20 protein-coding genes and 1 tRNA gene are annotated in these 22,892 nt (G+C 54.7%); 11 read left to right on the top strand and 10 right to left on the bottom strand.

Annotated elements, in window-relative coordinates:
* The first annotated feature begins 362 nt into the window (after positions 1-362).
* The 8 genes from KIN_RS10710 to KIN_RS10675 all read left to right on the top strand — a co-directional run bounded on the left by KIN_RS10710 (position 363) and on the right by KIN_RS10675 (position 9,597).
* Positions 363-1,019 (top strand): hypothetical protein, encoded by a 657-nt coding sequence (locus tag KIN_RS10710; RefSeq protein WP_159806738.1) that lies wholly within the window; start codon positions 363-365, stop codon positions 1,017-1,019.
* Between the two features lie 328 nt (positions 1,020-1,347).
* Positions 1,348-2,907: a metallophosphoesterase family protein gene (locus KIN_RS10705; RefSeq protein ID WP_159806736.1), complete on the top strand. Its 1,560-nt coding sequence runs from the start codon at positions 1,348-1,350 to the stop codon at positions 2,905-2,907.
* A 796-nt stretch (positions 2,908-3,703) separates the two neighbouring features.
* Entirely contained in the window at positions 3,704-4,132 is a 429-nt protein-coding gene (locus KIN_RS10700; RefSeq protein ID WP_159806734.1) for a hypothetical protein, read from the top strand.
* Positions 4,129-4,476 carry a toll/interleukin-1 receptor domain-containing protein gene (locus KIN_RS10695; RefSeq protein ID WP_159806732.1) on the top strand — a complete coding sequence of 116 codons (348 nt, stop codon included), beginning with the start codon at positions 4,129-4,131 and terminating at the stop codon, positions 4,474-4,476. Before KIN_RS10700 ends, KIN_RS10695 begins: the two co-directional genes overlap by 4 nt.
* A gap of 164 nt (positions 4,477-4,640) precedes the next feature.
* Entirely contained in the window at positions 4,641-5,438 is a 798-nt protein-coding gene (locus KIN_RS10690) for a hypothetical protein (protein WP_159806730.1), read from the top strand.
* Positions 5,431-6,096 (top strand): hypothetical protein, encoded by a 666-nt coding sequence (locus tag KIN_RS10685; protein WP_159806728.1) that lies wholly within the window; start codon positions 5,431-5,433, stop codon positions 6,094-6,096. Before KIN_RS10690 ends, KIN_RS10685 begins: the two co-directional genes overlap by 8 nt.
* A gap of 28 nt (positions 6,097-6,124) precedes the next feature.
* A protein-coding gene (locus KIN_RS10680) for an IS5 family transposase (protein WP_159806726.1) occupies positions 6,125-6,882 on the top strand; the annotation gives its coding sequence in 2 pieces (ribosomal slippage) (positions 6,125-6,446 and positions 6,446-6,882; 759 coding nt in all).
* A 21-nt stretch (positions 6,883-6,903) separates the two neighbouring features.
* A complete protein-coding gene (locus KIN_RS10675) occupies positions 6,904-9,597 on the top strand; it encodes a DEAD/DEAH box helicase (protein ID WP_159806724.1) in 2,694 nt (897 codons plus the stop codon).
* A 355-nt stretch (positions 9,598-9,952) separates the two neighbouring features.
* Here KIN_RS10675 and KIN_RS10670 read toward each other — a convergent pair.
* Positions 9,953-10,027: transfer RNA gene (locus tag KIN_RS10670), tRNA-Gln, on the bottom strand.
* A gap of 91 nt (positions 10,028-10,118) precedes the next feature.
* Here KIN_RS10670 and KIN_RS10665 point away from each other — a divergent pair.
* Positions 10,119-11,294: a BaiN/RdsA family NAD(P)/FAD-dependent oxidoreductase gene (locus KIN_RS10665; protein ID WP_159806722.1), complete on the top strand. Its 1,176-nt coding sequence runs from the start codon at positions 10,119-10,121 to the stop codon at positions 11,292-11,294.
* A 5-nt stretch (positions 11,295-11,299) separates the two neighbouring features.
* On the opposite strand, the gene kdsA is transcribed toward KIN_RS10665, so the two are convergent.
* The 4 genes from kdsA to KIN_RS10645 all read right to left on the bottom strand — a co-directional run bounded on the left by kdsA (position 11,300) and on the right by KIN_RS10645 (position 15,937).
* Positions 11,300-12,133 carry a 3-deoxy-8-phosphooctulonate synthase gene (gene kdsA, locus KIN_RS10660; RefSeq protein WP_159806720.1) on the bottom strand — a complete coding sequence of 278 codons (834 nt, stop codon included), beginning with the start codon at positions 12,131-12,133 and terminating at the stop codon, positions 11,300-11,302.
* A gap of 3 nt (positions 12,134-12,136) precedes the next feature.
* Complete coding sequence (locus KIN_RS10655) at positions 12,137-13,837, bottom strand: KpsE/RkpR family capsule polysaccharide export protein (RefSeq protein ID WP_159806718.1); 1,701 nt, start codon at positions 13,835-13,837, stop codon at positions 12,137-12,139.
* Entirely contained in the window at positions 13,815-14,474 is a 660-nt protein-coding gene (locus KIN_RS10650) for an ABC transporter ATP-binding protein (protein WP_159806716.1), read from the bottom strand. The genes KIN_RS10655 and KIN_RS10650 overlap by 23 nt, the downstream gene beginning before the upstream one ends.
* 197 nt (positions 14,475-14,671) lie before the next feature.
* Positions 14,672-15,937, bottom strand: coding sequence for a Na+/H+ antiporter NhaA (locus tag KIN_RS10645; protein WP_159806714.1), 1,266 nt, complete (start codon positions 15,935-15,937; stop codon positions 14,672-14,674).
* 111 nt (positions 15,938-16,048) lie between these two features.
* Here KIN_RS10645 and KIN_RS10640 point away from each other — a divergent pair, with 111 nt between their 5' ends.
* Both KIN_RS10640 and KIN_RS10635 read left to right on the top strand, forming a co-directional pair.
* Positions 16,049-16,651 carry a uracil-DNA glycosylase family protein gene (locus KIN_RS10640; RefSeq protein ID WP_159806712.1) on the top strand — a complete coding sequence of 201 codons (603 nt, stop codon included), beginning with the start codon at positions 16,049-16,051 and terminating at the stop codon, positions 16,649-16,651.
* The gene (locus KIN_RS10635; RefSeq protein WP_159806710.1) at positions 16,648-17,427 is read left to right on the top strand and encodes an SseB family protein; all 780 of its coding nucleotides are present in this window, start codon (positions 16,648-16,650) and stop codon (positions 17,425-17,427) included. Before KIN_RS10640 ends, KIN_RS10635 begins: the two co-directional genes overlap by 4 nt.
* Position 17,428: 1 nt before the next feature.
* Here KIN_RS10635 and KIN_RS10630 read toward each other — a convergent pair whose 3' ends face one another.
* The 5 genes from KIN_RS10630 to mreC are packed head-to-tail and all read right to left on the bottom strand — an operon-like array spanning position 17,429 to position 22,882.
* Complete coding sequence (locus KIN_RS10630) at positions 17,429-18,373, bottom strand: 2-hydroxyacid dehydrogenase (RefSeq protein WP_159806708.1); 945 nt, start codon at positions 18,371-18,373, stop codon at positions 17,429-17,431.
* Entirely contained in the window at positions 18,354-19,493 is a 1,140-nt protein-coding gene (gene rodA / locus KIN_RS10625; protein ID WP_159806706.1) for a rod shape-determining protein RodA, read from the bottom strand. Before rodA ends, KIN_RS10630 begins: the two co-directional genes overlap by 20 nt.
* On the bottom strand, positions 19,490-21,433 hold the full coding sequence (gene mrdA, locus KIN_RS10620; RefSeq protein WP_159806704.1) for a penicillin-binding protein 2: 1,944 nt from the start codon (positions 21,431-21,433) through the stop codon (positions 19,490-19,492). The genes rodA and mrdA overlap by 4 nt, the downstream gene beginning before the upstream one ends.
* A complete protein-coding gene (locus KIN_RS10615) occupies positions 21,430-21,969 on the bottom strand; it encodes a hypothetical protein (protein WP_159806702.1) in 540 nt (179 codons plus the stop codon). The genes mrdA and KIN_RS10615 overlap by 4 nt, the downstream gene beginning before the upstream one ends.
* Positions 21,962-22,882, bottom strand: coding sequence for a rod shape-determining protein MreC (gene mreC / locus KIN_RS10610; protein ID WP_159806700.1), 921 nt, complete (start codon positions 22,880-22,882; stop codon positions 21,962-21,964). The genes KIN_RS10615 and mreC overlap by 8 nt, the downstream gene beginning before the upstream one ends.
* Between the last annotated feature and the right edge of the window lie 10 nt (positions 22,883-22,892).

Genomic DNA, 22,892 nt, shown 5'->3' with positions numbered 1-22,892 from the left:
CATATCATGGTGGTCTGTTGCAGAGTATTTTGCAATTCGAATTTAAGGACTGACCGAAAGCGTTAAGCTTCAAGAAGTTGGGACCTTGAGAGTAATTGATTGATTATCGAATAGTTCATTTGACCCGCGGACTGCCAGTCGCTCGACATGTCATTTAGTCACTTGCTGTATCGTGTCTGAAGCGGCCTTTGCTTTAAGCGTAGCAAAAGCCCACTTAGCTTTGCGTCTTGCTCATGCAGCGAATGGTCGGTTCGACGGGCCGCAGCGCAGCATTCCGGACCACCGATCAATGGCCGGAATGGACCGATAGACAAGCCCACGTCTAAGCAATACTGATCATAACCATCTGTTTGCTTCGGATTATGACAAAAATGCCAACTTCTTATTCAGAGTTCCTTGATCAATTTGATCGGTATGTAAACCTCGAGAAGAGGCGACGGATCATTTACCTGCTTGGTCCCGATGGCCCAAGCTTTCTGTTGCATTATCAGAGCCATGAAGATTTCGATCAAGCGGTTTTGAGCTTGCTGCTCGCGGCCTACGCACGAACTTTTGATTGCGAGTTTGTTCTGCGGTCGATCGGATACGGAACTTATCAGGTGTCCTACACAGTCGTTGCCAGAACCAAAGAGGAGGCCAAGGCAATCGCTCGGCATATGAGCAATAGCAGGCGCATTGCTACCCTAACGGAGAATGCCGTTAGTGAAGAAGTGGTAGTACACGCACTTGATTCTGGTCAGACGGCAAGGGAGTTGCTGCGTGATATGAAAACGATACTGGATGACGCCAACTCAACATCTGCAGAGGAAGCAAAGGCAGAAATCGACGCAATCGTCTCAATTGCGGAAGCTGATCTAGGAATTTTGCCCAGTGAAGAAAAGGAATTGCCGGAACGGTTAGCGAAGCTTGACGAAGTCGCTGTTAAGTCGCCGCCTGCCAAGAGCAGTAGCTACTGGCGAGTGGGTGATGCCGTAGGGGCAGTCTTGGGCGGACTGATAAAGTCGTTGGGAGCAGGCTAACGTTATATTTCTTAATGGCTGCTTTGAAGAAGTCGCAGTGCAGCGCCGGTCCACTTCGCTAATGGCAGCGCGCCTGTTTGGCTCGATGCAGCGATGCATCCGATGGCCGCGAAGAGCCCATTTTGACCTATGCGGCGCGATGATTGAATGTCGGCTAACTTGATGGTCTAGCCCGAACCCGAAGTACCCCGATCAGGAGAACTAGCAAAGCCGCTGATCACATGCAGTTGGTTGCGTTCGTTGACCTGCACTGGGATTTAGGTGTTAATCAAGACACGGCAGCTAGCCAAGTTTTCCAATAGTAGTTGATTTAGGTAGGGATTTTTTAATGGGGTACGCATTTGAGGCGAAGCATACAAATTTGGTTAGCTTTGTGTTGGATCGGAAAGGAAAGCCACCACGAAGCACTAAAAAAGAAGTGTTGAGCTTTGTACGTTCGTTGGCGGAACCAACCGGTGATCCTCGAGAGACCCTAATCTCCGGCTTGGACGGAGAATGGCAGTCGGGTATACAATCAACTGCACTGAAAGTAATCGAGGCGCTTGAGCGTCTTCCCGACAGTCCCTTACCAGATCAAAGATGTACCCTGTTGTTGAAGCCATTTCGTGAGCACTTTTCAGGTTTTGCGCTTTTTTCGTTACTTTTAGTTTCGCAAGATGACCAAACTGGAGAACATGAAGCGACCAAGTTTTTTCATGAAGCCGCTAGAGCATCTGGACCTCATGGTCTTTTTCTCAAGCCGCAAGGATTTTCAGAGAACCTCAATTTCCTCGACCCACTCTCCGCAGCGTCAGCTCTGTCACGTATGCCCACAGAGTATCCCTCTGTCACATTCTGGACACCTAAAGAGATCGCGATGCCATATCTGAAGGGAATGCGGCCTCTACCAGTAAGTGAAGCCGTTACACTTGGACTTGAAGAAGGCATTGAGTTTTACTTCACAACACTACAACCGATTTTTGAGAACCCAAAGGGCATGTTTGGACGCCTTTTTTCAGCAATACGAAAAAAGAGGTCAGAAAAGAGCCGCAAGACCGTCCTTCACCTGAGCGATTTGCATTTGGGCAACAAACAAGTAACCGCCAAGAGGCAATACCTTAAAGGAGCACTTCGTTCTGTATGCAAAAAGGTAGATCGCGTTGTGCTGACTGGTGATGTTTTTGACAATCCGACATCTGAACTCAGAACGGAGTTTGACGACTTTCGTTCGGATTTGGAACTATTCACCAAAGATAACATCATTCTGGTCCCTGGAAATCATGATGTTCGATCAAGCGGAAATCGTTTTGGCAAGCTTGGCGAAAGCTACAAAGCGTTTTCAAATCTTTGGCAGCCAACCGTCGTTGATCACGATATGAAAGCGATCTTTCTTTGTTTTGACTCATGTGAGGAGGGTAGTTTTGCAAGAGGGCGTGTGTCGCAAAATCAACGCCTCGCGGTTGCTTCTCAGATCGATGCGCTAATTCAAAAAAGTCCTGAGTGTGCCGAATATACTCGGATTGCACTTGTGCATCATCACCCGCTACCATTTGACGAGGAACCGGAAGCCACTGCGCTCTATCAACGCGTGGTGCAGAGCATTTTTCCGGCTGATCAGTTCGTAGCTTTTGAGGACAATGAGGCGTTTAATCGGTGGTGCGAAAATCGTGACGTTTCTCTGATTTTGCACGGACACAAACATTCCCCACGGCAGGCTTGGACAGATGATGGAATACTCGTAGTAGGTTGTGGATCGACAACTGGGGTGGAAGCCACACCGCTTTGTTATGACTTGGTCACCTTAGACCCGGATACGCAAGCATGGAGCGTGGCTTTCTATTTTGATGAACACGCGGACGGAGGCGGATTTAGACTGCAATCAGTTTCACTGAGCGCTCCCAAGAACTAGCATTTTTCTACTTATCCTTCTTTGCAACTGGAGAAATCTACCGTTATTGCACGGACATCGAAAGCAGGCGTTGGCGCAGCTGCAGCAAATGTCTTTTATGTCCACAGTTTGTGAGTCCAACCGGTCCAAGCTTTTGCAACCGCAGCGAATGACCGGTCACACGGGCCGCGCCACAGCATCAAAGAGTACGGGTGGAGGTCGACTCTTGGCCGTCCACTTCGGATATGCTGAATGAAGCAGTCACTCTCGCCTCAATGATTGACCAGCATCACACTTTCGACCGCAAAGGCGGGACGCGCTGCGATATTTGAGGTCTCTGCGCCTCCCGCCTTTGCTATGCTGTTACGTGTTGCACATTTCTGTATGTGGTGCTGAATCATACTCGCGATGGGTGCTGTAGGTTATCGGAATACGCAGCTACATTATGTCCGGACCGAACAAAACCGCCATTCCGTTTGCGTACGGCTTTGTAGATATGGGGTCGATACGGTCATCGGAGGCCGCGCAGAATTGTGCACGACGACAAATCTCCTGACTGTCGTGCACGGCCCAAACCGGACCTTGGTCGGTCATCTGATGCTTCAGCGCAGCTTTCCCGAACCGGCCGTTCGCTGCTCTATCAACATTTGCGCGACTGCCGAGGCGGGCAAGGCCAAGCTGCGGTTTACATCGGTAAGTCTATGACCTGATTGCAACTGGCACGATCCACGCCCCTACATGGATTTGTGTGCGATCTGTATTGGCAGTTGCATCAAGTGCTTTAAGGTAAGCAAGGAGAACGTAGGAAGGTGACCGTATGCCAGATGACCAAGCCGCAAAGACTAGCGACGAAATCGATTGGAAAATTGTCGATCAGTTGCACGATGCGACTCTAAAGATAAGTAACGACTGCTTTGAGTATAAAAAGCTCTGCGTCGCGGTTGTGGCAGGGGTGATCGCACTCATGGTACGGTTCGGGTCTGCAGACAATTTGCAGTTCGTTTTTGCGGTGTGTGGACTCGTTTGCCTAGGGTTCTGGTTCGCAGACGCTACTGCATATTTCTATCAGCGCTCTCTGAGGCGAACGATGACATCAAAACTCAACAAGATCGCAGAGCGAAACGGTGCAGAAACCGAAGCTAGCTTGGAAGCCCCAACTATGTGGGCAGCAATTTTCAATAGATCGATGGCGTTGTATTCCGTCTTACTTGCCGTGATCTTCGTGCTGTGGCTGACTTTCAGATGAAGCTGTTCATTTGTTATTCAACGCGCGACGGGCTTATTGATGAACTGTCACTTCGAGAGTTGTTGGACAGCCTGCCGGTCTCCACTCGACCATTCGTTGACTTGTTTCATAACGACTGGCCCGATGTTCAGAAAAGGATCGAGCTGGAAATCGCGAATTGCGACCTGTTCTTGGGTCTAAGATCCCCTGCATTTTCTGCATCTCCTTGGGTTCAGTTTGAGCTGGAAACCGCTAGAAAGTACCAAAAAGACATTATTCTATTGGATTTCTCGCGCGGCGCGATGCCTGTGAATGGCTCGCTTTTTTCCAGATCTCATGCAAAGCAAATAGCGGCTTCAGTGTAGGTTAATGACATCCACTGTGGCGCAGCATCACAGAGGTGACGTGTTCTGAGTGTCGCACAGGCGGCCCTAACCTCCAGACTAAAAGCTGAGCCGGGACAACGTTTAGGACCCGTACTATTGGCAAAAAAACTGATTTCTTCAAACGTATTACTTAGGATCTGCTAATGCCAATTACTCTCACACCATTTACCGAAGAAGGCTGTTTCTTTGGGAACGCATGGCAGGTCGTGGATGAGGAAGAGCTAGCCCGCCAAATCGCGGTTATAGCGTTGGGGTACTCCCATCATGTTCGGAAAATTCTCGAAGGAACTGGCATCTATGATGCTGATTACCCCGCAGACGGTGTGGCCTCCGCCATTCAACTTCTGACCGTCGATGGAGATGACTCGTCGCATCGCGATGGATGGCTGTTTCAAGCGATTTCTTGGATTGCTGCCATTCGAGCAGATCCTTCAGCACGACTTGCTGCGCCGCACATGCAGCACGCAGACAAAGGCTTTGATGGGCTCCAGATTGAGATTGATGATGCTACTGGTCGTGTGAAATGCGCCGTTGTTTTTGAAGATAAGGCAACAACAAATCCTCGAAACATGATCACGCGGGAAGACGAAGGCGTCTGGAAAGAATTCCGTGAACTGGAAGAGGGTCTTAGATTCACTTTTTTCACTGCCCAAGTTCTTGCTGTAATCAGGACAGAAACAAGTTTGAATTCTGATGAGGCCATCAAGGAGGTTTTGTGGAAGGAAGCAAGACGTTATCGGCTGTCCATAACTGTCAGCGCAACCCATTCAAACGACAAAGGACGAAAAAGACTGTTTAAGGGATATGACAGCGTTGTTCCTGGCGATTTGAACAGACGAAGAGCGGAGACCTTCCACCAAGATGACATCAGAACTTGGTTAGCGTCGCTCGCGGAGAAAGCAAAATCGCAAATATCTAGTGGAGCCTTGGCTAATGTTTGATCCGGAATCCGTAAACCTAATGAACCAAGCCCCCGAACTGGAAGGGCTTGAGAGCGAACGTATATCTCAAACTATCACAGAAGCCTACGCAGAGATCGTTTCCAGTAGAATTCGTATGCGGGAACTCCAAGAAGATGAAGCAGCCGAGATTGAACTGCCTGAGGTAATTCAGAGAATGCGCCGTCTCGCGTTTACCCAAGAAGCATTTGTTGCATCGTCCATTGAAAGAGAGAATCGGGCCGCTGCAGCGTTTGTGGCGGCTTCAGCCCACCATGCATGCTTGCTGGCTGAGAACTTACTTACATCGCGCGCGCGACAGAGCCACCTTAGCTTTGAAGGTATTTCGTCAGACGTTTCGGCCACCATTCTTTTTCTTTGTGCTGAGGCAAGCGCAGATGCTGCGGAGGTATCCAAACTGATCCAATTGGACGGCAAGGAGCCGCTAGAGAGCAAGCTACTTCATGCGATTAAGTCGTTCGCGACCGGTGATTTATCAGCGTTGCTTCGAATTGAGCTCCTAACACCCAGTCAAATCCTCGGAACAGCGGGCCAAGACGCCGCCGTGCGCGCACTGTATCAAAAAATCCTGGAAGCGATGATCAGTATGGCTGCTAGGATGTTAGGGTCAGGACCCATTGATTTCCGCATGGCGGCATGATTCACGGTTCAAAAAACGAGCGGTGAACATGTCTGATCTTTTCTGGCTGACGGATGCGCAGATGGCGCGCCTTGAGCCCTTCTTCCCGAAGTCCCACGGCAAGCCTCGCGTCGATGATAGGCGTGTGTTGAGTGGGATTATCTTCATCAATCGCAATGGCTTACGCTGGCGTGATGCGCCCAAGGAATACGGTCCGCACAAGACGCTTTATAACCGTTGGAAACGCTGGAGCGATAAGGGCATCTTCGCAAAGATGATGATGGGACTGGCAGCCGATCACGGCGAGGAGACGACCGTGATGATTGATGCGACCTATCTCAAAGCACACCGTACGGCGTCCAGTTTGGGCGTCAAAAAGGGGGGCGTGGTCGTCTGATTGGTCGCACCAAGGGCGGCATGAACACGAAGCTACACGCCATCTGCGACAGCCTGGGCCGACCGCTGAATTTGTTCGTCACCGCCGGACAAGTCAGTGACTACATTGGCGCCCGGGCGTTGCTGAGCAGCCTGCCGGAGGTCGATTGGCTACTTGGCGACAGAGGCTATGATGCCGATTGGTTCAGAGAAGCGTTGAAAGACAAAGGGATACGTCCCTGTATCCCGGGTCGAAAGCAACGCAAGAAGACCGTGAAATACGACAAGCGGCGCTACAAACGACGCAACCGGATCGAGATCATGTTCGGCAGGTTGAAGGATTGGCGGCGTGTGGCAACGCGATACGATAGATGCCCGAAGGTCTTTCTGTCAGCCATCGCCCTTGCCGCACTCGTCATATACTGGCTATGAGTCCTGACCCTAGATAAGGAAATGGAAACACCACCGTCCGAGCTTGATCCGATAGCAACTCTACAACGGGTCCAAGAGCTTTGCGCTGAACCAGCGGTCCATAATTTTTCATCGGATGGCTCAATCCACTACAGTGTCTACCCGGGACCTTTGCACCTCGCGACCCTGCTGCAAGCAGCTTTTGGGGATTTTTTGGATATTGGGATTGTGAACGTTCCTCCACCAACAGGCATCGATGGAACGGTTTGGTTAAGCCAAATGCGATCTTTCGCAAAGCGGAGACCATTTCTTTGGCGCAATCATCGGCAGGCTCTGACCAAAGGATATCTCGACCTAGGGACGTCTTCATCAGTCAGTTTTCCCACCGGCGCAGGCAAATCAACGTTGGCGGAGCTCAAAATCGCTACAGCAGTTCTCCGAGGCAAGAAAGTCGTATTTCTGGCCCCGACACTAGCTCTTGTGGACCAAACGACTCGAGCACTCGGAGAAGCATTCCCCGATGTCGAAGTCTTTCGAGAAAAAACCGCAGATTTGGTCGTAGACGTTGATGACCAAGAGCTTCCTGCCATTTCAGTTGTTACGCCAGAACGCTGCCTGGCGTTTCTGAACTTCGCGCCGGAACTATTCGCGGAAGTAGAACTTGTCGTTTTCGACGAATGTCATCTCTTGCATCCCCGCAGCGAAGACAAAAGCCGTCGCGCGGTCGATGCTATGATGTGTATTCTCAACTTGTCGATTTCTGCCCCTAACGCAGATCTCCTATTTCTCTCTGCTATGATGAAGAACAGCGAAGAAATTTCATCTTGGATTCAAGATTTGACTAACCGGCCATGTATTCCGCTAGATTTGCTTTGGAAGCCTACAAGACAGGTGAGGGGATGTGTGGTGTATTCTGGTGCCGAAATCCAAGGGCTCAATGAAAGGCTTCGAGCCGATAGACAAGCCCATGATACGAGAGGTGCTCCTCAGTCTACGAAACGCAAAATGGTAACGGAGCCATATGCGTTTTTTTGTTTAAACCAAACTTGGAATACGACGGATAGGAAGGACTACAGCCTTCAGAAGCTTTTGGATGAGGAGGTTAACTTGTCCGTCGGGTCATTTCTACCAAAGGGAGCTCCGCATAAAACTGCGCGTTGGTATCTGACACCAAACGGTGTGCAGGTATCCCAGAAACTGGCCGAAGAAATTTCTAAGAAGGGTCTTAAAACGATAGTCTTTTTGCAAACGATCCCATGGGCGATTAGTGCAAACAAAAAAATATGTGCCAATCTTACTGGAGCAAGCTGCGTTCTCACCGAGACAGAACGCGCAAACTACGACGCGACCAAAGACGAACTTGGCGACGCCAAACATCTCTATATTTGCATCGATGAGGATACAAATACGCTCAAGTCTTCCAGTGCTTGCCATCATGGACACCTTCTAAACTTTGAACGCTCATTGCACGAAAGCCTGTTCAAACGAAAAGACGGGCTAAACGTTTTAATCGCGACCTCAACGTTGTCTCAAGGGATGAATCTGCCTGGTGACGTTGTGATCATCGGAGGAGATAGCCGGTTCGATCTTGATGCGGAACAAATGTCGCGACTGGAAGCACACGAGTTGCTAAATGCTGCTGGTAGGGCGGGCCGCGCGGGAGAACGATCGCACGGTTTTGTCATTGTCGTCCCGAGTAAAGTTGTGGACTTTGACAATGAAAATAGCAGGATTAATAGTTACTGGACCGAACTTCGGGGGATTTTTTCGCAAAGCGACCAATGCTTGACTATCGAAGACCCACTCGAGCCACTGCTGGACCGGATTCACGAAACGTCCTCGGCGGAAGACCCCATGACTGAGTACCTTGTAGGTCGCTTGCCTCTGAGTGCCACCGATGAAGATGGATCTGCCGATAAAACCTCCCAAATTGTGGCCCGATCATTTGCGGCATATAAGCGGCGTCAAGGCGGTGACTCTGACTGGATTCGGAGCAGAATAGACGCGGTGCACCGCGTCCGCTCTGATATGGACTCACTTGATCAATCAAGTGCATGGCAAGACAGGCTGTCAGCATCTATCGGGTTTATGCCTAGCTTTATCCGTGAATTGGCGGAAGCGTTCGCTGGTGGTTGGTTAAGCGATGCAAGCGTCGTCGATTGGAGGAATTGGTATGCTGATTGGTTGACCGGAAAAAATGACAAGTTACCCAAGCTGATAAGAAGTGAAACGCTCGATAGTTTTCTTGGCTCTCCCTACAAAGCACTTGAAGACGAACATGCCAAAGGGCAGTTCATCTGCGCGAAGTTGTTTCCGCTACTCGATTTATGGATGTCAGGAGAGGCATTGCGGGGAATTGAACTCGCAGCAGGGACCCAACCAACACTGCTGAAAACGTGCGAACGTGCACGCGATTTTGTCTCAGACGTTGTTCCAGAACTGTCCTACTTGTTTGGTGTGCCGTCGCTGGTTGCACAAGCAATGATCAATGAAGGATACTTTGAAGGCGAAGTCCCAATCTCTCTGTCTCTACTGTCGGTTAGCGTCAAAGAGGGCTTTGATAGCGCCGAGAAGGCGGTGCTACGAGCGAGTATGGAGGGTATAGTTAACCGCCGATCAGTCCACGCTGAATTTGAGGCGCTGTCCGAACATTTGCCCCCCGCTGACGGTCCCGAAGACTTTAGCAATATTCAGTCTCGGCTCGAAGTGGCCAAAGCGATCAGGCTGTTGGTTTAAGCAAATGGGTCGTTGGTGCTTATAGCGTGAGTTGCAAGAATGTCGGCGCTGGTATTCCTCCGAAATCCGGCGCTAGTAGTTTTTGCAATGACTGAATGTCTGTTTTCGAAGTCCCCACGAGCGCCCTTTGAACCTGCAGCGAACGACCGCTTTCCGCCCGATGGGTGCCGAATCCACGAGGGACCAGATAGCCTTGTGCAGGGGCAATTTTGCAAACGAACCTGAAAGCCAGTTCCGAGAGCAAATGGCTCTAAAATCCTTCAAATTTGACCGAAGTTGCGTTCTTACCCGACAAAAGTCGCGTTTCTCGCCGGACAAGTTGCGATTCATGCCGGACGGCACAAAATAAGGGTAATGGCTGGGATGGTAGGATTCGAACCTACGATACACTGTACCAAAAACAGTTGCCTTACCACTTGGCTACATCCCAACAGTGTTGCGTGATTTAATCGGACGCGACATCCACTTCAACCCTAAAATCACGGCTTGTCGTTGCGTTTGGCCGCAGATATGGCAGGCCGATGGAATTGGATGTCGTGATCATCGGGGCCGGTGCTGCCGGAATGATGTGTGCCATCGAGGCAGGTCGCCGCGGGCGCAAAGTTCTTCTGATCGATCATGCCAAAGCCGCCGGCGAGAAGATCCGCATCTCGGGCGGTGGTCGGTGCAATTTCACGAACCTTGAGATCGCGCCAGAACGGTTCTTATCCGAGAATCCGCGCTTTGCCCTGTCTGCGCTGAAACGATTCACTCAATGGGACTTCATCGCGCGGGTCGATGCTGCGGGCATATCCTGGCACGAGAAAACACTTGGGCAGTTGTTTTGCGATCGCTCGGCCAAAGACATAATAGCGCTGCTTTTGAACGACATGGCAGCGGCAGGTGTGACGCTTTGGCTGGAGACCGCCGTCGCGAAGGTTCGGAAGACGGAACATGGGTTCGACGTTACTACTGGGCGCGGACAGGTGCGGTGCCGGTCTTTGGTGATTGCCAGTGGCGGGAAGTCCATTCCAAAAATGGGCGCAACGGGGTTCGGCTACGACATTGCCGCACAGTTCAACATTGCCTGTGTCCCCACCCGCCCCGCATTGGTGCCACTCACCTTCTCAGAACACGAACTCGCGCATATGGCGCCGCTTGCGGGAACCTCGGTCTCTGCCGCCGTTGGTTTTGACGGCACCGAATTCCGGGAGGGACTGCTTTTTACGCATCGCGGGTTGTCAGGCCCGTCGATCCTTCAGATCTCCAGCTATTGGCAAGAAGGGCAAGCGATCACAGTCGATCTATGTGTCGGGGAACGGGTAAGCGAAACGCTGAAAATCCTCAAACAAAGCGCGGGCAAGATATCCATCAAGAACGCGCTGGCCCGCACACTGCCCGAAAAGCTGGCGGGGCTGATGACGTCACTGGCGGGCGTGACGGGCACGCTGGCTGATCAGAGCAATAAGGACTTGGAGCGCCTGGCTGGCCTTGTTCACAGCTGGGCGCTGAAACCCGTGGGCACCGAAGGGTACCGGACGGCGGAGGTCACAATGGGTGGGATCAGCACCGATGCCCTGAACGCCAAAACGATGGAAACCAAAGACGTCAGCGGGCTCTATTTCATCGGCGAGGTGGTGGACGTCACCGGGTGGCTTGGTGGGTACAATTTTCAGTGGGCATGGTCGTCCGGCTGGGCCGCGGGTCAAGTCGTTTAGGTTTACTAGACGCGGCAGGGATCTGCTTTCGCAAGCGCGTCGAACTTCATCAGGGACGCGACAAGATCGGGCATCTGTTCAAGGGGTATCATGTTCGGACCATCGGATGGTGCCGTATCCGGCGCCTCGTGGGTCTCGATGAAGACACCGCCGATACCAAGAGACACAGCGGCCCTTGCCATGACAGGCGCAAACTCTCGCTGGCCACCACTTGATCCGCCCTGCCCGCCCGGCTGCTGCACCGAATGCGTTGCGTCCATGATGACCGGGTATCCCGTTTTTGCCATGGTCGGCAGGCTACGGAAATCGGCCACAAGTGCGTTGTAGCCGAACGAAGCGCCACGCTCTGTCAGAAGGATATTGCTGTTGCCCGTCGCCTCCACCTTGGAAATGACGTTGGGCATGTCCCAAGGTGCGAGAAACTGACCCTTCTTGATATTCACCGCGATGCCGGTTTCGCCCGCGGCCAGCAAGAGGTCGGTCTGACGGGACAAAAACGCCGGGATCTGGATCACGTCGACCGCTTCAGCAGCAGGCGCACATTGCGCTGGCGCATGGACGTCGGTCAACACGGGACATCCGATCTGATCGCGTACCTTCGACAGAACCGATAGCCCCTCGTCCATGCCCAGACCGCGTTTGCCGGAGAGGGACGTGCGGTTCGCCTTGTCATAGGACGCTTTGAAGACGTAGCCCGCCCCGGCCTTTGCACAGGCCTCGGCCATGCGCTCGGCAATCATCAGAGCGTGATCCAGACCTTCCAGCTGACAGGGGCCGGCAATCACCGTCAGAGGCAGATCATTGCTGACCTGCACATTGCCAAGGGCGACTGTTTTCATGGGCTATACCTGTTCGCGAAGAATGGACGCTGTGAGCGAGACCATCAGGTAGATCGCACTGAAAATCAAGAAGGCCAAAGCCGTGTTCTCGAACGCACGCGGATAGGTCGGCTCGTCCGGTGCAACGGGCGTCACGCCCACCGACAGGTATCGCACCTGACGTGTGGCTTCGAGGCGCGCGGCTTCGAACTGAGCCTCTGCCTGCGCCAGAAGGGATTGGCGGGTTTCAAGATCAGCTTGCGCGACGAGAAGTTCGCCAGATACGCGGGCGAGAGAACCGGTATTTGCACTGCTTTGCGTCAGCTCGGACCGCTTTTCCGCGATCAGTCGTTCCAACTCACCGATCTTGTTCTCAGCCGCGCTGACCCGAGCTTGATTGGGCCGCCGGTTGTCGAGGAATGTCCGCAAGGCGAGACGTTCGTTCAGCAACTCAGACTCAAGCTGTGCAATCTGTGTAAAGACGGCTTCAACTTCGCTTTCGGGGTTCATGACGCCAAGGCGCTCTTGGATTTCAACGATACGTTGCTGGGCCGCGATCATCTTCGCATTTGCGTCCTGTCGGCTTTCTTCTGCCCCTTGCATCTGATCTTCGCGCAGGCGGGCGGTCAGTTGATCCACGCGCTCTTCCGCATAGGCGATGAGCTTTTTGGAGAATTCGGCGCTTGTCTCAGGGTCCGCGGCCGCGACTTCCATCTTGATGACACCTTCAGTGGGATCAAACCCAATCCTGACCCGCTTGGCATAGGCTTTATACAGATCTTCGTTCGATGCATCAGGCGCCAATTGCGTCAGAGGATCGAGACCGTCCTGGCTGAAATGCTCCCGGAAGCCGGCATCCTCGTCCAATCGCAGCATCGCGTCGCGGGACTGAAGATAGCCTTGTACAGTGATCGAATCCTGCGACGTCGCGAGCCCGGTACCCGACAGAAGACCGCCGAACCCGCTTCCGCCTGATGCCTCTGACTGTTGAATGATGAATTCCGATTTCGTCGCGTACATCGGCGTGGCGATAGCGTAGTAGTAGTATCCTGCAATAATCGTGGGCAGCATTACAAAAGCCATCAAGCGCACGGCCAGCATGATAGAGCGGCGGCGGCGGCGGCGCGCGATGTCGCGCTGGATATTCATGATATCGCGTGCGCGACCATCGTCCTGAACGACATGGGTAGACGGGGGCAAAGGCGGCTCTGTGTTCACTTTCGATGGCAGTTGAACCCCGCCTTTGGGCGGCTGGGGCGCGCTTTGCGTCTTCGGGGCCGCTGCCGCTTTCTCGTCCGCTTTCGTCCCGTCAGTCACGACAAGCTCCAGCATATTCGACCGCTTGAACGGATCAATTCCCTGCTCTCGCAGCAGACGCACGGCATCGAAATCCGATGTGGGGTTTAGCCCCTGCTTCTGAGCAACCCTGCGCGCCATGCGCAATTGCCGCCCGGTGAGCCCTTCGCGGCGGATGGCCTCCATCGCGGCCGCGGCATCCTTGGCATCGGCTGCGGTTTCCGCCGGTTGAGATTTCGCCACGCCCTTTTTGCGTGTCGGAAAGGTCTGCGATCCGAAGCCATCATCGGTGGGTCCGCCGAACAGCATATCGTCCGCATTGGGTGCGGGCTTCCCCTGCGCCTCTTTAGCCTCGGTCGGTTTATCTGACTGACCGTCAGCCACCATTCGGCCAATGCGAAACTTCTTAGCTTTGGGTTTCGTAGTCATAGAGCCTTTTCGCCTCTTCCAGCGTGTCAAACATCTCCAGCTTGCCCTTGTGCAGGACAGCTGCGGATTGACAGAATTTTTCAAGTGTTTCGGGTTGGTGGGACACGACGACCACTGTTGCGGTCTCAAGCCGGTCCCGCAGGATAGAGCCTGCTTTGCGGTTAAACTCCACGTCCGTCGTGCCGGGCATACCTTCGTCGATCAGATAGATGTCGAAATCCAGCGCCAGCAGCAACGAGAATGTAAACCGCGCGCGCATCCCCGCTGAATATGTGCCGATCGGCATATCGAAGTATTCTTCCAGACCGCAGAGATAGCGGCAGAACGCCTCGATATAGTCGGGGTCCAGCGAATAAAGTCGCGCGATATAGCGGCAGTTCTCGGTCGCAGTATGTTTGGGAACGACACCACCCATGAACCCCAGCGGGAATGAAATGCGGCTTGTCCGCACGATCTCGCCCTCATCAGGTTTTTCGAGCCCCGCCATCATATTGATGATCGTGGTTTTGCCGGTGCCGTTCGGCGCGAGGATGCCAATAGAATGTCCGAGGTCCACACGGAAAGAAGCGCGATCAAGGATGACCTTGCGCTGCGTCCCTGTCCAAAACGACTTACTTACATCCCGAAACTCAATCATCGGTCCCGTTGCCCACCTCAGCGTCCCGCAAACTGCTCGTCGGAACGGTATTGTTAACTAATGCCCCAATGCGGCTGCATTATGTCCAGTTGATCACCAGTATAGCAACGCGATTAGGGTAAATATGGCATGAATTCGGCGCAGAGAGGCAGAAACCCGCAGGTTAAAGAGACAATCAGGTGCTCAGAAGGCCTTTGTCAGGCCTCCTGTTTCTGAACGCGAAACACCTTGCCGGCGATAATTGACAGGATTGCCGCGGCAAATGAGAAAAGCGCGCCCATCTTGGCGGCGTCTTGTACCAGCCCCGGATCGAACGCAACCGATGCCACAAAGAGCGATACCGTAAACCCGATCGCCGCCACAAAGCCGATGACCACCAGATCGACGATCCGCATGCCTTGCGGGATGCCAAGCCCCAACGGACGCGCGGCAAGCCAGCCAAAGAAAAGAATACCGATAGGCTTCCCGATGATAAGCCCGGCCAAAACCAGCCATGTGGCGTCGCCGATAGAAGACATCTCAACACCTGCGTTCAACAGGCCAAAGAAGAAGAGGATGATCTCGACCGGGTGCTTCAACGCATGTTCGATCTGGTTGAGGAGGTCGGTCAGGTATTGCTCCGCCTCGCTGAAGATACCGAAGGCACGGTCGGCATGCGGGATTGTCGGGACAATCGGCAAAAGTCCAAGTGCCGGGTGCAGGCCGCTTTCCTGAAAACCGTACCAGCTGAGGCACGCCGCGACCAGATAAGGCAAAAACCCCAGTTTAGTGCGCACCCATGTCGATCTCGGGCGCGCTTGATTTCCGACGTCCATCTTGCGGGGAAGCCAGTTGAACAGAACGAACACACCAACAGCGGCGAACAACGACAACAACAGCCACACGGGCGCAAGATCGCCCGAAGGATAGAAAATCGCGAGAATGATCAGACCAGCCGCATCATCGGCGATGGCCAAAAGCAGCAGGAACCGCACCGCCGGGTGCCCGGCGCCAAACACGAGCCGACCTACAAGGTAGGAAAACGCGATGTCCGTGGCGGTTGGAATGGCCCAGCCATTGGCGACAGCGTTGTAGGTCTCGGATCCCATAATGCTGGCAAGTCCAAGATACACGGCAATTGGCCCAAACATGCCACCAGCAGTTGCAAACAAAGGCGTTGCGGCCTTTTTCCCGCGTAGTGAGCCGTTTTTCAGGATGATTGCTTCCCACACCTCTTTTGCGGCAATGGCAAAGAAGAACGCCATCAGAACGTCGTTGACCAGATAATGTAGCGTCAACGTCCGGTACTCGAGCGCACCTGTTTCATCGTAATGTGCGTGGCCAATGAAGAAATGGTCGACGATCACGAAATCAACGAAGTGGTGATAGCTGTCGGGGTTCGTATTGGCCCAGACCAGCGCGATCAGCGCACCGAATATCAGCAGAAGGGAATAGTTCGTGACAAAATTCCAAACGCGATACATGGCCCACTCCGCTGTTTTTGTTTCGCTGCAGATAGAACATTCGGACGGACACAGCAACATTCTTAGCGCGTCCATGCTTTTCCCGTGCCGGGTGGCGCCTAGATATCACTCATGTCCTTGGCATCGCTAAAAAAAGAACTGAGTGGGTGTACGATTTGTGCGGATCGTTTTGCGGCGACGCACACGCGTCATCGGCCGAACCCGGTTGTCTGGTTCAATCAGGGCGCACGGGTTCTGATTGCGAGTCAGGCGCCTGGAATGCGCGCCCATAAGGGCACAAGACCGTTTATCGATCCGTCTGGTGACAGGCTGCGCGACTGGCTGGGGATCGGACACGAAACGTTCTACGATCAGTCGAAAATTGCCATTGTCCCCATGGGGTTCTGCTTTCCGGGGTATGATGCGAAAGGATCGGATCTTCCTCCGCCGCGTGTGTGTGCAGCGACGTGGCGCGAGCAGATCCTTGGAAAGCTTGGCACGATCAGACTGACGCTTCTGATCGGCGGGTATGCCCAGAAATGGCATCTTGGCGCGGGTGGAAAGGTCGGGGTGACCTCGACAGTCTCAAACTGGCGCGAACACGCGCCTGCCGTTTATCCCTTGCCGCATCCCTCCTGGCGCAATACCGCATGGTTGAAACGAAACCCGTGGTTCGAAACGGATCTGCTGCCGGACCTGAAAACGACGCTTAAAGAGGTTCTTTCGGACTCATGACCACACCGCTGGATCAGGCCCATGCCGCAATGACGGCCGCGCCCGAGAATGACGCACTGCGCCTTCGGTTCTACGAACGCATCGCGGAAAGCGAAGTCTTTCTTCTGCTGGATCAGGACGCAGACGGCGACAGCATCGCGCCCTCTCTCTTTGAGATCGAGCGAGATCGGTTTGCGCTGGCTTTTGACCGGGAAGAACGTCTTGTTGCGTTTTCTGAGGGTGAGGCCGCCCACGCCACCCTGTCCGGCCGTGCCTTGTTCGATATGCTATCGGCGGCAGACCTTGGGCTGGGCCTGAATGTCGACATTGCACCGTCCTCTTTCCTGATGCCCCCTGACGGGATCAAATGGCTTGCCCAAACGCTGGGACACGCACCAGCCGAGGTCGAGGCGACGCCGGAAGAGATCGTTGCTCCGACCGGCCTCCCTGAAGTTTTGATCAGCGGGCTGGACGCAAAACTCGCCTTGGCCGGTGGTCTTGCGAAATTCGCCTATCTTTGTGGGGTCAGATACGTGGGTGGTGCCGAAACTCACATGCTGGCATTCGTCGATCCGGTTCCGGGCAGTGAGCAGGCTTTGGCGCGCGCCGTAAATGAAGCGCTGATCTTCAGCGGGATTGAGGCGGGTGCACTGGACGTGGCGTTCTTTGATGCGTCTGATCCTATCGCGGCAAAACTGGCGCGGGTTGGATTACGGTTCGATCTTCCTGTGGTCGAAGATCCAATCGTGCGTCCGACCCCGGGTGGCAATCCTGATACGCCACCCCGCCTGCGCTAGGCTAATAGCCAGCAGTTCGATCCACGACATGCAGAAGCGGCAGACCATTTTCGCTGCGCCTGATGTTTTCGGCAATAACCCTACTGGCCGACACAGCGCGGGTTTCGGACGCAATATGGGGCGTTACGGTCACATTCGGATGCGCCCAGAAGGGATGACCCTTTGGCAGCGGCTCTTGCCGAAACACATCGAGCGTGGCGTGGGCGACATGCCCGGTGGCAAGCGCTGCTAAAAGCGCGTCATCGTCGATCAGTGGGCCGCGGCCTGGGTTGATGATCACCGCGCCCTCCGGCAGCACGCCCAGACGTCGTGCGTCCAGCAGGTTGGTCGTCTCCGGCGTCAACGGCAGCAAAAGCACAATTATTTCGGCCACGGCCAATGCGTTGTCCACTTCGGTATGATGGGTGACGCCCTGAATTTCTTTTTTCGACCGGCTCCATCCGTGGACATCGAACTTCAGCGCAGCCAATGATCTTGCGCAGGCAAGGCCCAGTTCCCCGAGCCCAAGAACAACCACTTTACGGTCTTGCGCCAGCGGCGGCACGATGCCCGCGCGCCAGACGCCGTCCTGTCCCAGAATGTGTGAGTCCATACCCAAGTGATGGCGCAGCACGTGGCCGGTGACCCACTCCACCATGCCATCGGTCAGGCTGGGGTCCACCATCCGACACAGGGGCGCAGTCAACGTTCTGTTGCCCACTACATCCTCAACCCCGGCCCACAAGTTCAAAACTGCCTTGAGTTCGGGAAAGACTGAGAAATCCTGCACCGGGCTGTTTGGTGCGTAGACAATGTAGTCTACCTCTTCCGGTGCTATGTCAGTTGCGAGATGAGCTATCAGACCGAATGCGTCAAACGCCGTCTTGAGCGGCTGTTCGTATTGCGCCCATCGCTCCTGCTTTGCGGCGAACAGAATATTGAGCGGTTTATCTTGGGCGGTGGACATGGGCGCTTTGAACAAGGCCAAACGCCAAAAGCAAGACCAGCATGGCCGATCCACCGTAGCTGACCAGCGGCAGTGGCACGCCGACAACGGGGGCCAGCCCCATCACCATCGACATATTCACAGCAAAGAACAGAAAGAAGGTGAGTGCGATGCCCATGGTCATCAGCGAGGCGAACCGATCCTTGTTGCTGAGGGCGGACGCTATGCAGAAAATGAGAACAAGAACGTAAAGACCCAGCAGGGACAGCCCACCGACGAAACCGAATTCTTCGGCCAGCGTGGTGAAGATAAAATCCGTGTGCTTCTCGGGCAGGAAATTCAGCCGGGATTGGGTGCCTTGCATATAGCCGCGACCGGTCCAGCCGCCCGAACCCAGCGCGATCTTTGATTGCGTGATATGATATCCCGCGCCCAGCGGATCGCTTGCCGGATCGAGAAACGTATCGATGCGCCTGTACTGATAGTCCTTGAGCAACTGCCAGTCGGTTCCGCGCGACTGGAAAACGGCTGTGACCAGACCAACGCCCGCACCGATCACGGTGGCGAAGTAAAGCCAACTGACCCCCGCAATGAACATGAGACCACCGCCACCGAACACAAGTAGTAAGGCAGTCCCCAGATCAGGCTGTCGCAACACCAGATAGACCGGAATCACGATGAGGATGAGGGGCAGGATGACCCAGAAAGGATGCGATACCTTTTTGACAGGCAACCAATCGTAGTAGGCAGCCAAAAACATGATGAGCGTGATTTTCATCAACTCGGACGGCTGAAGTCGCATGAAGCCCAGATCGATCCAGCGTTGGGCGCCCATACCTGTTGCACCGACAAACTCGACCGCGACCAATAACCCGACGCTGATCAAATAGGCCAGACCCGCGATATTGCGCAGGAACCAGACCGGGATCATCGCCACCGAGAACATCACGAAAAGGCCTAGGGCAAACCGCTTCATCTGCGGCTCCGCCCAAGGTGTCATGGACCCACCCGCGACGGAGTAGAGCATCAAAAAGCCAACGCTGGCGATTGCGCTGAGCAGCAGAATGATCGGCCAGTTCAGGTGCAGCACCCGAGAAAACCCGGTCGGCACCGATTTGACCGAATGGGCGAGATAGCTCACGCGCGGGTTCCTTTGGGTGGAGTATCCGCGGGATCACGCAGGTTGAGTTCCTCAAGTGCTGTGCTGATCCGACCATGTTGCGATTCCGGATAAGCTGCCAGCGGAGGAACTCCACCATATTGCGCTGCCAGAATGACATCTCGTGCGATCGGCGCCGCTGCCGTCGAACCGCCACCGCCATGCTCCACCACGACCGACACCGCGTATTTCGGCTTATCGAAGGGCGCGTAGCCCACAAAGAGCGCATGGTCCCGCCGCTCCCACGGCAAATCGGCATTCCGGAAGACGCCGCGCGCCCGTTCGGCCTTGGTGATGTTGCGCACCTGCGAGGTTCCGGTCTTGCCTGCCATGCGGAACGCGTCTTCTGCAATCCGGGTGCTGTAGGCCGTACCACGGCGTTCGTTGCTGACGGCGATCATTCCGCCCCGTGCCTGATTGAGCGCGCTGGTCGAGATGCCCAAGGGTTCGCCCGCGCTTGACGGAAATTCTTCCCCGGCGATTGCATTGATAAGACGCGGTTTGACGGATCTGCCGGTTGCGATGCGGGCGGTCATGACGGCCAGTTGCAGTGGGGTCGCCAAAACAAAGCCTTGGCCGATGGCGGCGTTCAGGCTGTCACCAATAACCCAATCTTCCCCCCGGTTGGCGCGCTTCCATGCCTTCGTCGGGATCAGTCCCTTCGAGACGGCTGACATGGGTATGTCATGGCGTTCGCCCAGCCCGAGCTTTCGGGCCATTTCGCTCATCTTCTCGACACCAACACGCTGCGCCAACTCGTAATAGTAGAGGTCGCAGGAGTACTTGATCGATTCCCGGAGGTTCATGTGACCGTGCCCGCCGCGTTTCCAGCAGTGGAACCGCCGCCCCGCGACCTCCGTATGACCGCCGCACCACACGGTCTCTTCCGGACCGACGACACCCATTTCCAGAGCCGCGAGGGCCGTGACCATCTTGTAAGTCGATCCCGGTGGATAGGCCCCTTGCACGGCTTTGTTGGCCAGAGGGCGGTATTTGTTCTGGGTCAGGCCGTTGTAGTCTGCGACCGAGATGCCGCGCACGAAGAGGTTTGGATCAAAGGCAGGCGCCGATCCGATCGAGAGCAAATCCCCGTTGTTGACGTCGATCACGACAACAGCGGCACTTTCACCAGCCAAGCGCGCCTGAACGAAATTCTGCAATCGCGTATCGACGGTCAGTTGAACGTCAGAGCCTTTGGTGCTTTCGTCGCGGCCCAGTTCCCGCATCACGCGGCCATAGGCGTTCACTTCAACCCGCTTCGTGCCTGCCTTACCGCGCAGATCGCGTTCCAGCTTGGCCTCGGCACCGGTCTTACCGATCTGGAACTTCGGAATTTGCAGCAACGGATCTTTATCGTCGATCTTGCTGAGGTCGTAGTCACTGACCGGCCCGACATAGCCGATCACATGGGCATAATCGTCAAGCCGTGGATACGCGCGGCTCAGGCCGAACTCCGGCGTGATCCCGGGCAGCGCAGGGGCATTCACGGCAACTTGGCTCAAATCTTCCCAAGTGAGGCGATCCGCAATCGTCACGGGCACAAGCCGGGACCGCTTTGCAAGCTCTTGCTTCACCCGCGCGATATCATCGGGGGACAGCGGTATCAGGTTGCTCAGATCTTCCAGAACCTTGTCAGGATCATCCACCTCATCGCGGACCATAACGACGCGGTAGTTCTGCTCGTTGCCCGCGATCAGCAAGCCATTGCGGTCGAAAATCTCACCGCGTGCGGGGGGCAGAAGCCTGATATTGATCCGGTTTTCTTCGGCCAAAAGCCGGAACTGATCTGCCTGATCCACTTGAAGGTGACGCATCCGCAGGCCCAAAACCCCAGCGAACGCGGTCATGCCGGTGCCCAGCACAAGGCTGCGCCGGGTGATCAGCTTTACGCTTTCTTCGGTGTCTTTCGGTGGCCGTCTCATAGGGTGTCACCCTCTGCTTCCAAATCACCCGGTCGCGGTCGTCGTATGCGCAAAACGTATTCCACCAGCAGGATGGCGAAGGGATAAACCATCGCGGTAAAGACAACATGCAGAAATGTTGTCGCAGCGGATGGATGCGGTATGCCCAAAATCGCATAGACCAGCGCATTGGCCAAGATCATTACGCCGAAGACCACGGGCACGAGCGTCAGTTCAAACGGCAATTGCAATTCGGTCTGCCCGTAGGCTTTGCGCCGGATGAACTCGAACCCCACCAGCGCGATTGCAGGCCAAAGTCCGATAGGTCGGAGAAACATGATGTCCGTGATCAGCAGAACGAGAACGATCAAGGGCGCCGGCGCATAAGCCGGCCGGCGCAGAACAACGGCGGCCGTTACGACATAAAGCAAATCCGGTGCAGGGATGCGCGTCGGCTCAGTTCCAAGAGGCAGGAGCTTGAAGAACGTCACCACAAAGCAGGCGAAGACGAAGACCGCTCGAAATCCGGCGCGGCGGATCGTGATCGGGTCAACCATCGTCCGGCTCCCCCGACACACCGCCCGCAGGGACCTGAGTGCTGACCGGCACCTCATCTGTTGCAACAAGTGACCCGGTCGATGTGATCTCCGGGCTCGCCGGGTTTCTGAGTACGCGCAAGAATTCCAGACGACCATAATCGGCAGACAATCGAACGCGGAACCGTCCGTCTGGACCCTGGGCAATCTGACCCACGAGAATATCGGCCGGGAAAACTTTACCATCGCCAGAGGTCACCACCCGATCGCCGGGGCGAACATCCTCAATGTTTTCAACGATATCGAGCGGTGGCGCCAAGGTGTTGTCGCCCACCATCAAGGCTCTCTGACCTGACGGCTGAATTGTCACAGGAATCCGGCTGTTAGTATCGGTCAGTAATATAACGCGAGAGGTGTCTTCACCCACGCCAGATATTCGGCCCACAAGGCCCAGCCCATCCATGGTGGCCCAACCGTCGCGAATACCGTCACGCTTGCCGACGTTCAGCAACAGCGATCTGCGAAAGGGGGACCCGTTGTCGGTCAGGACTACACCGGTCACATAAGTCAGTTCCGCGTTTAAACGCACCTTGTTCAAGTCAAGCAGACGGGCGTTTTCCTGTTCTAATTGAAGTGCCGCCTCGCGCCATGACTTCAATTGTTGAAGCTCGCGGCGAAGTTCCTGGTTTTGTTCATAGATCCGGCTGTAGGACTGAAAGTCCTCGACCATGCGTGCCGCGCGCGTGACGGGTGCAAGCGCCCATTCAAAAGACGGCACGATCCTATCGACCATCGCGGCGCGGAACCGCTCCATCCGGGGGTTATCAATGCGCCACAAGGCAAACATGGCGATCATCGCGACAAGCAGCCCACCCACAAGAATACGCCGGATGGGGCGCGCGTAATCTTCTTGTCCGCGTCGGTCCAATGCCATCTGCTCAAAT

The organism is Litoreibacter roseus (assembly GCF_009811795.1).
Lineage (GTDB): Bacteria > Pseudomonadota > Alphaproteobacteria > Rhodobacterales > Rhodobacteraceae > Litoreibacter > Litoreibacter roseus.
The sequence above is the reverse complement of the archived record's forward strand: the minus strand, read 5'-3'. Positions and strand labels throughout refer to the sequence as shown.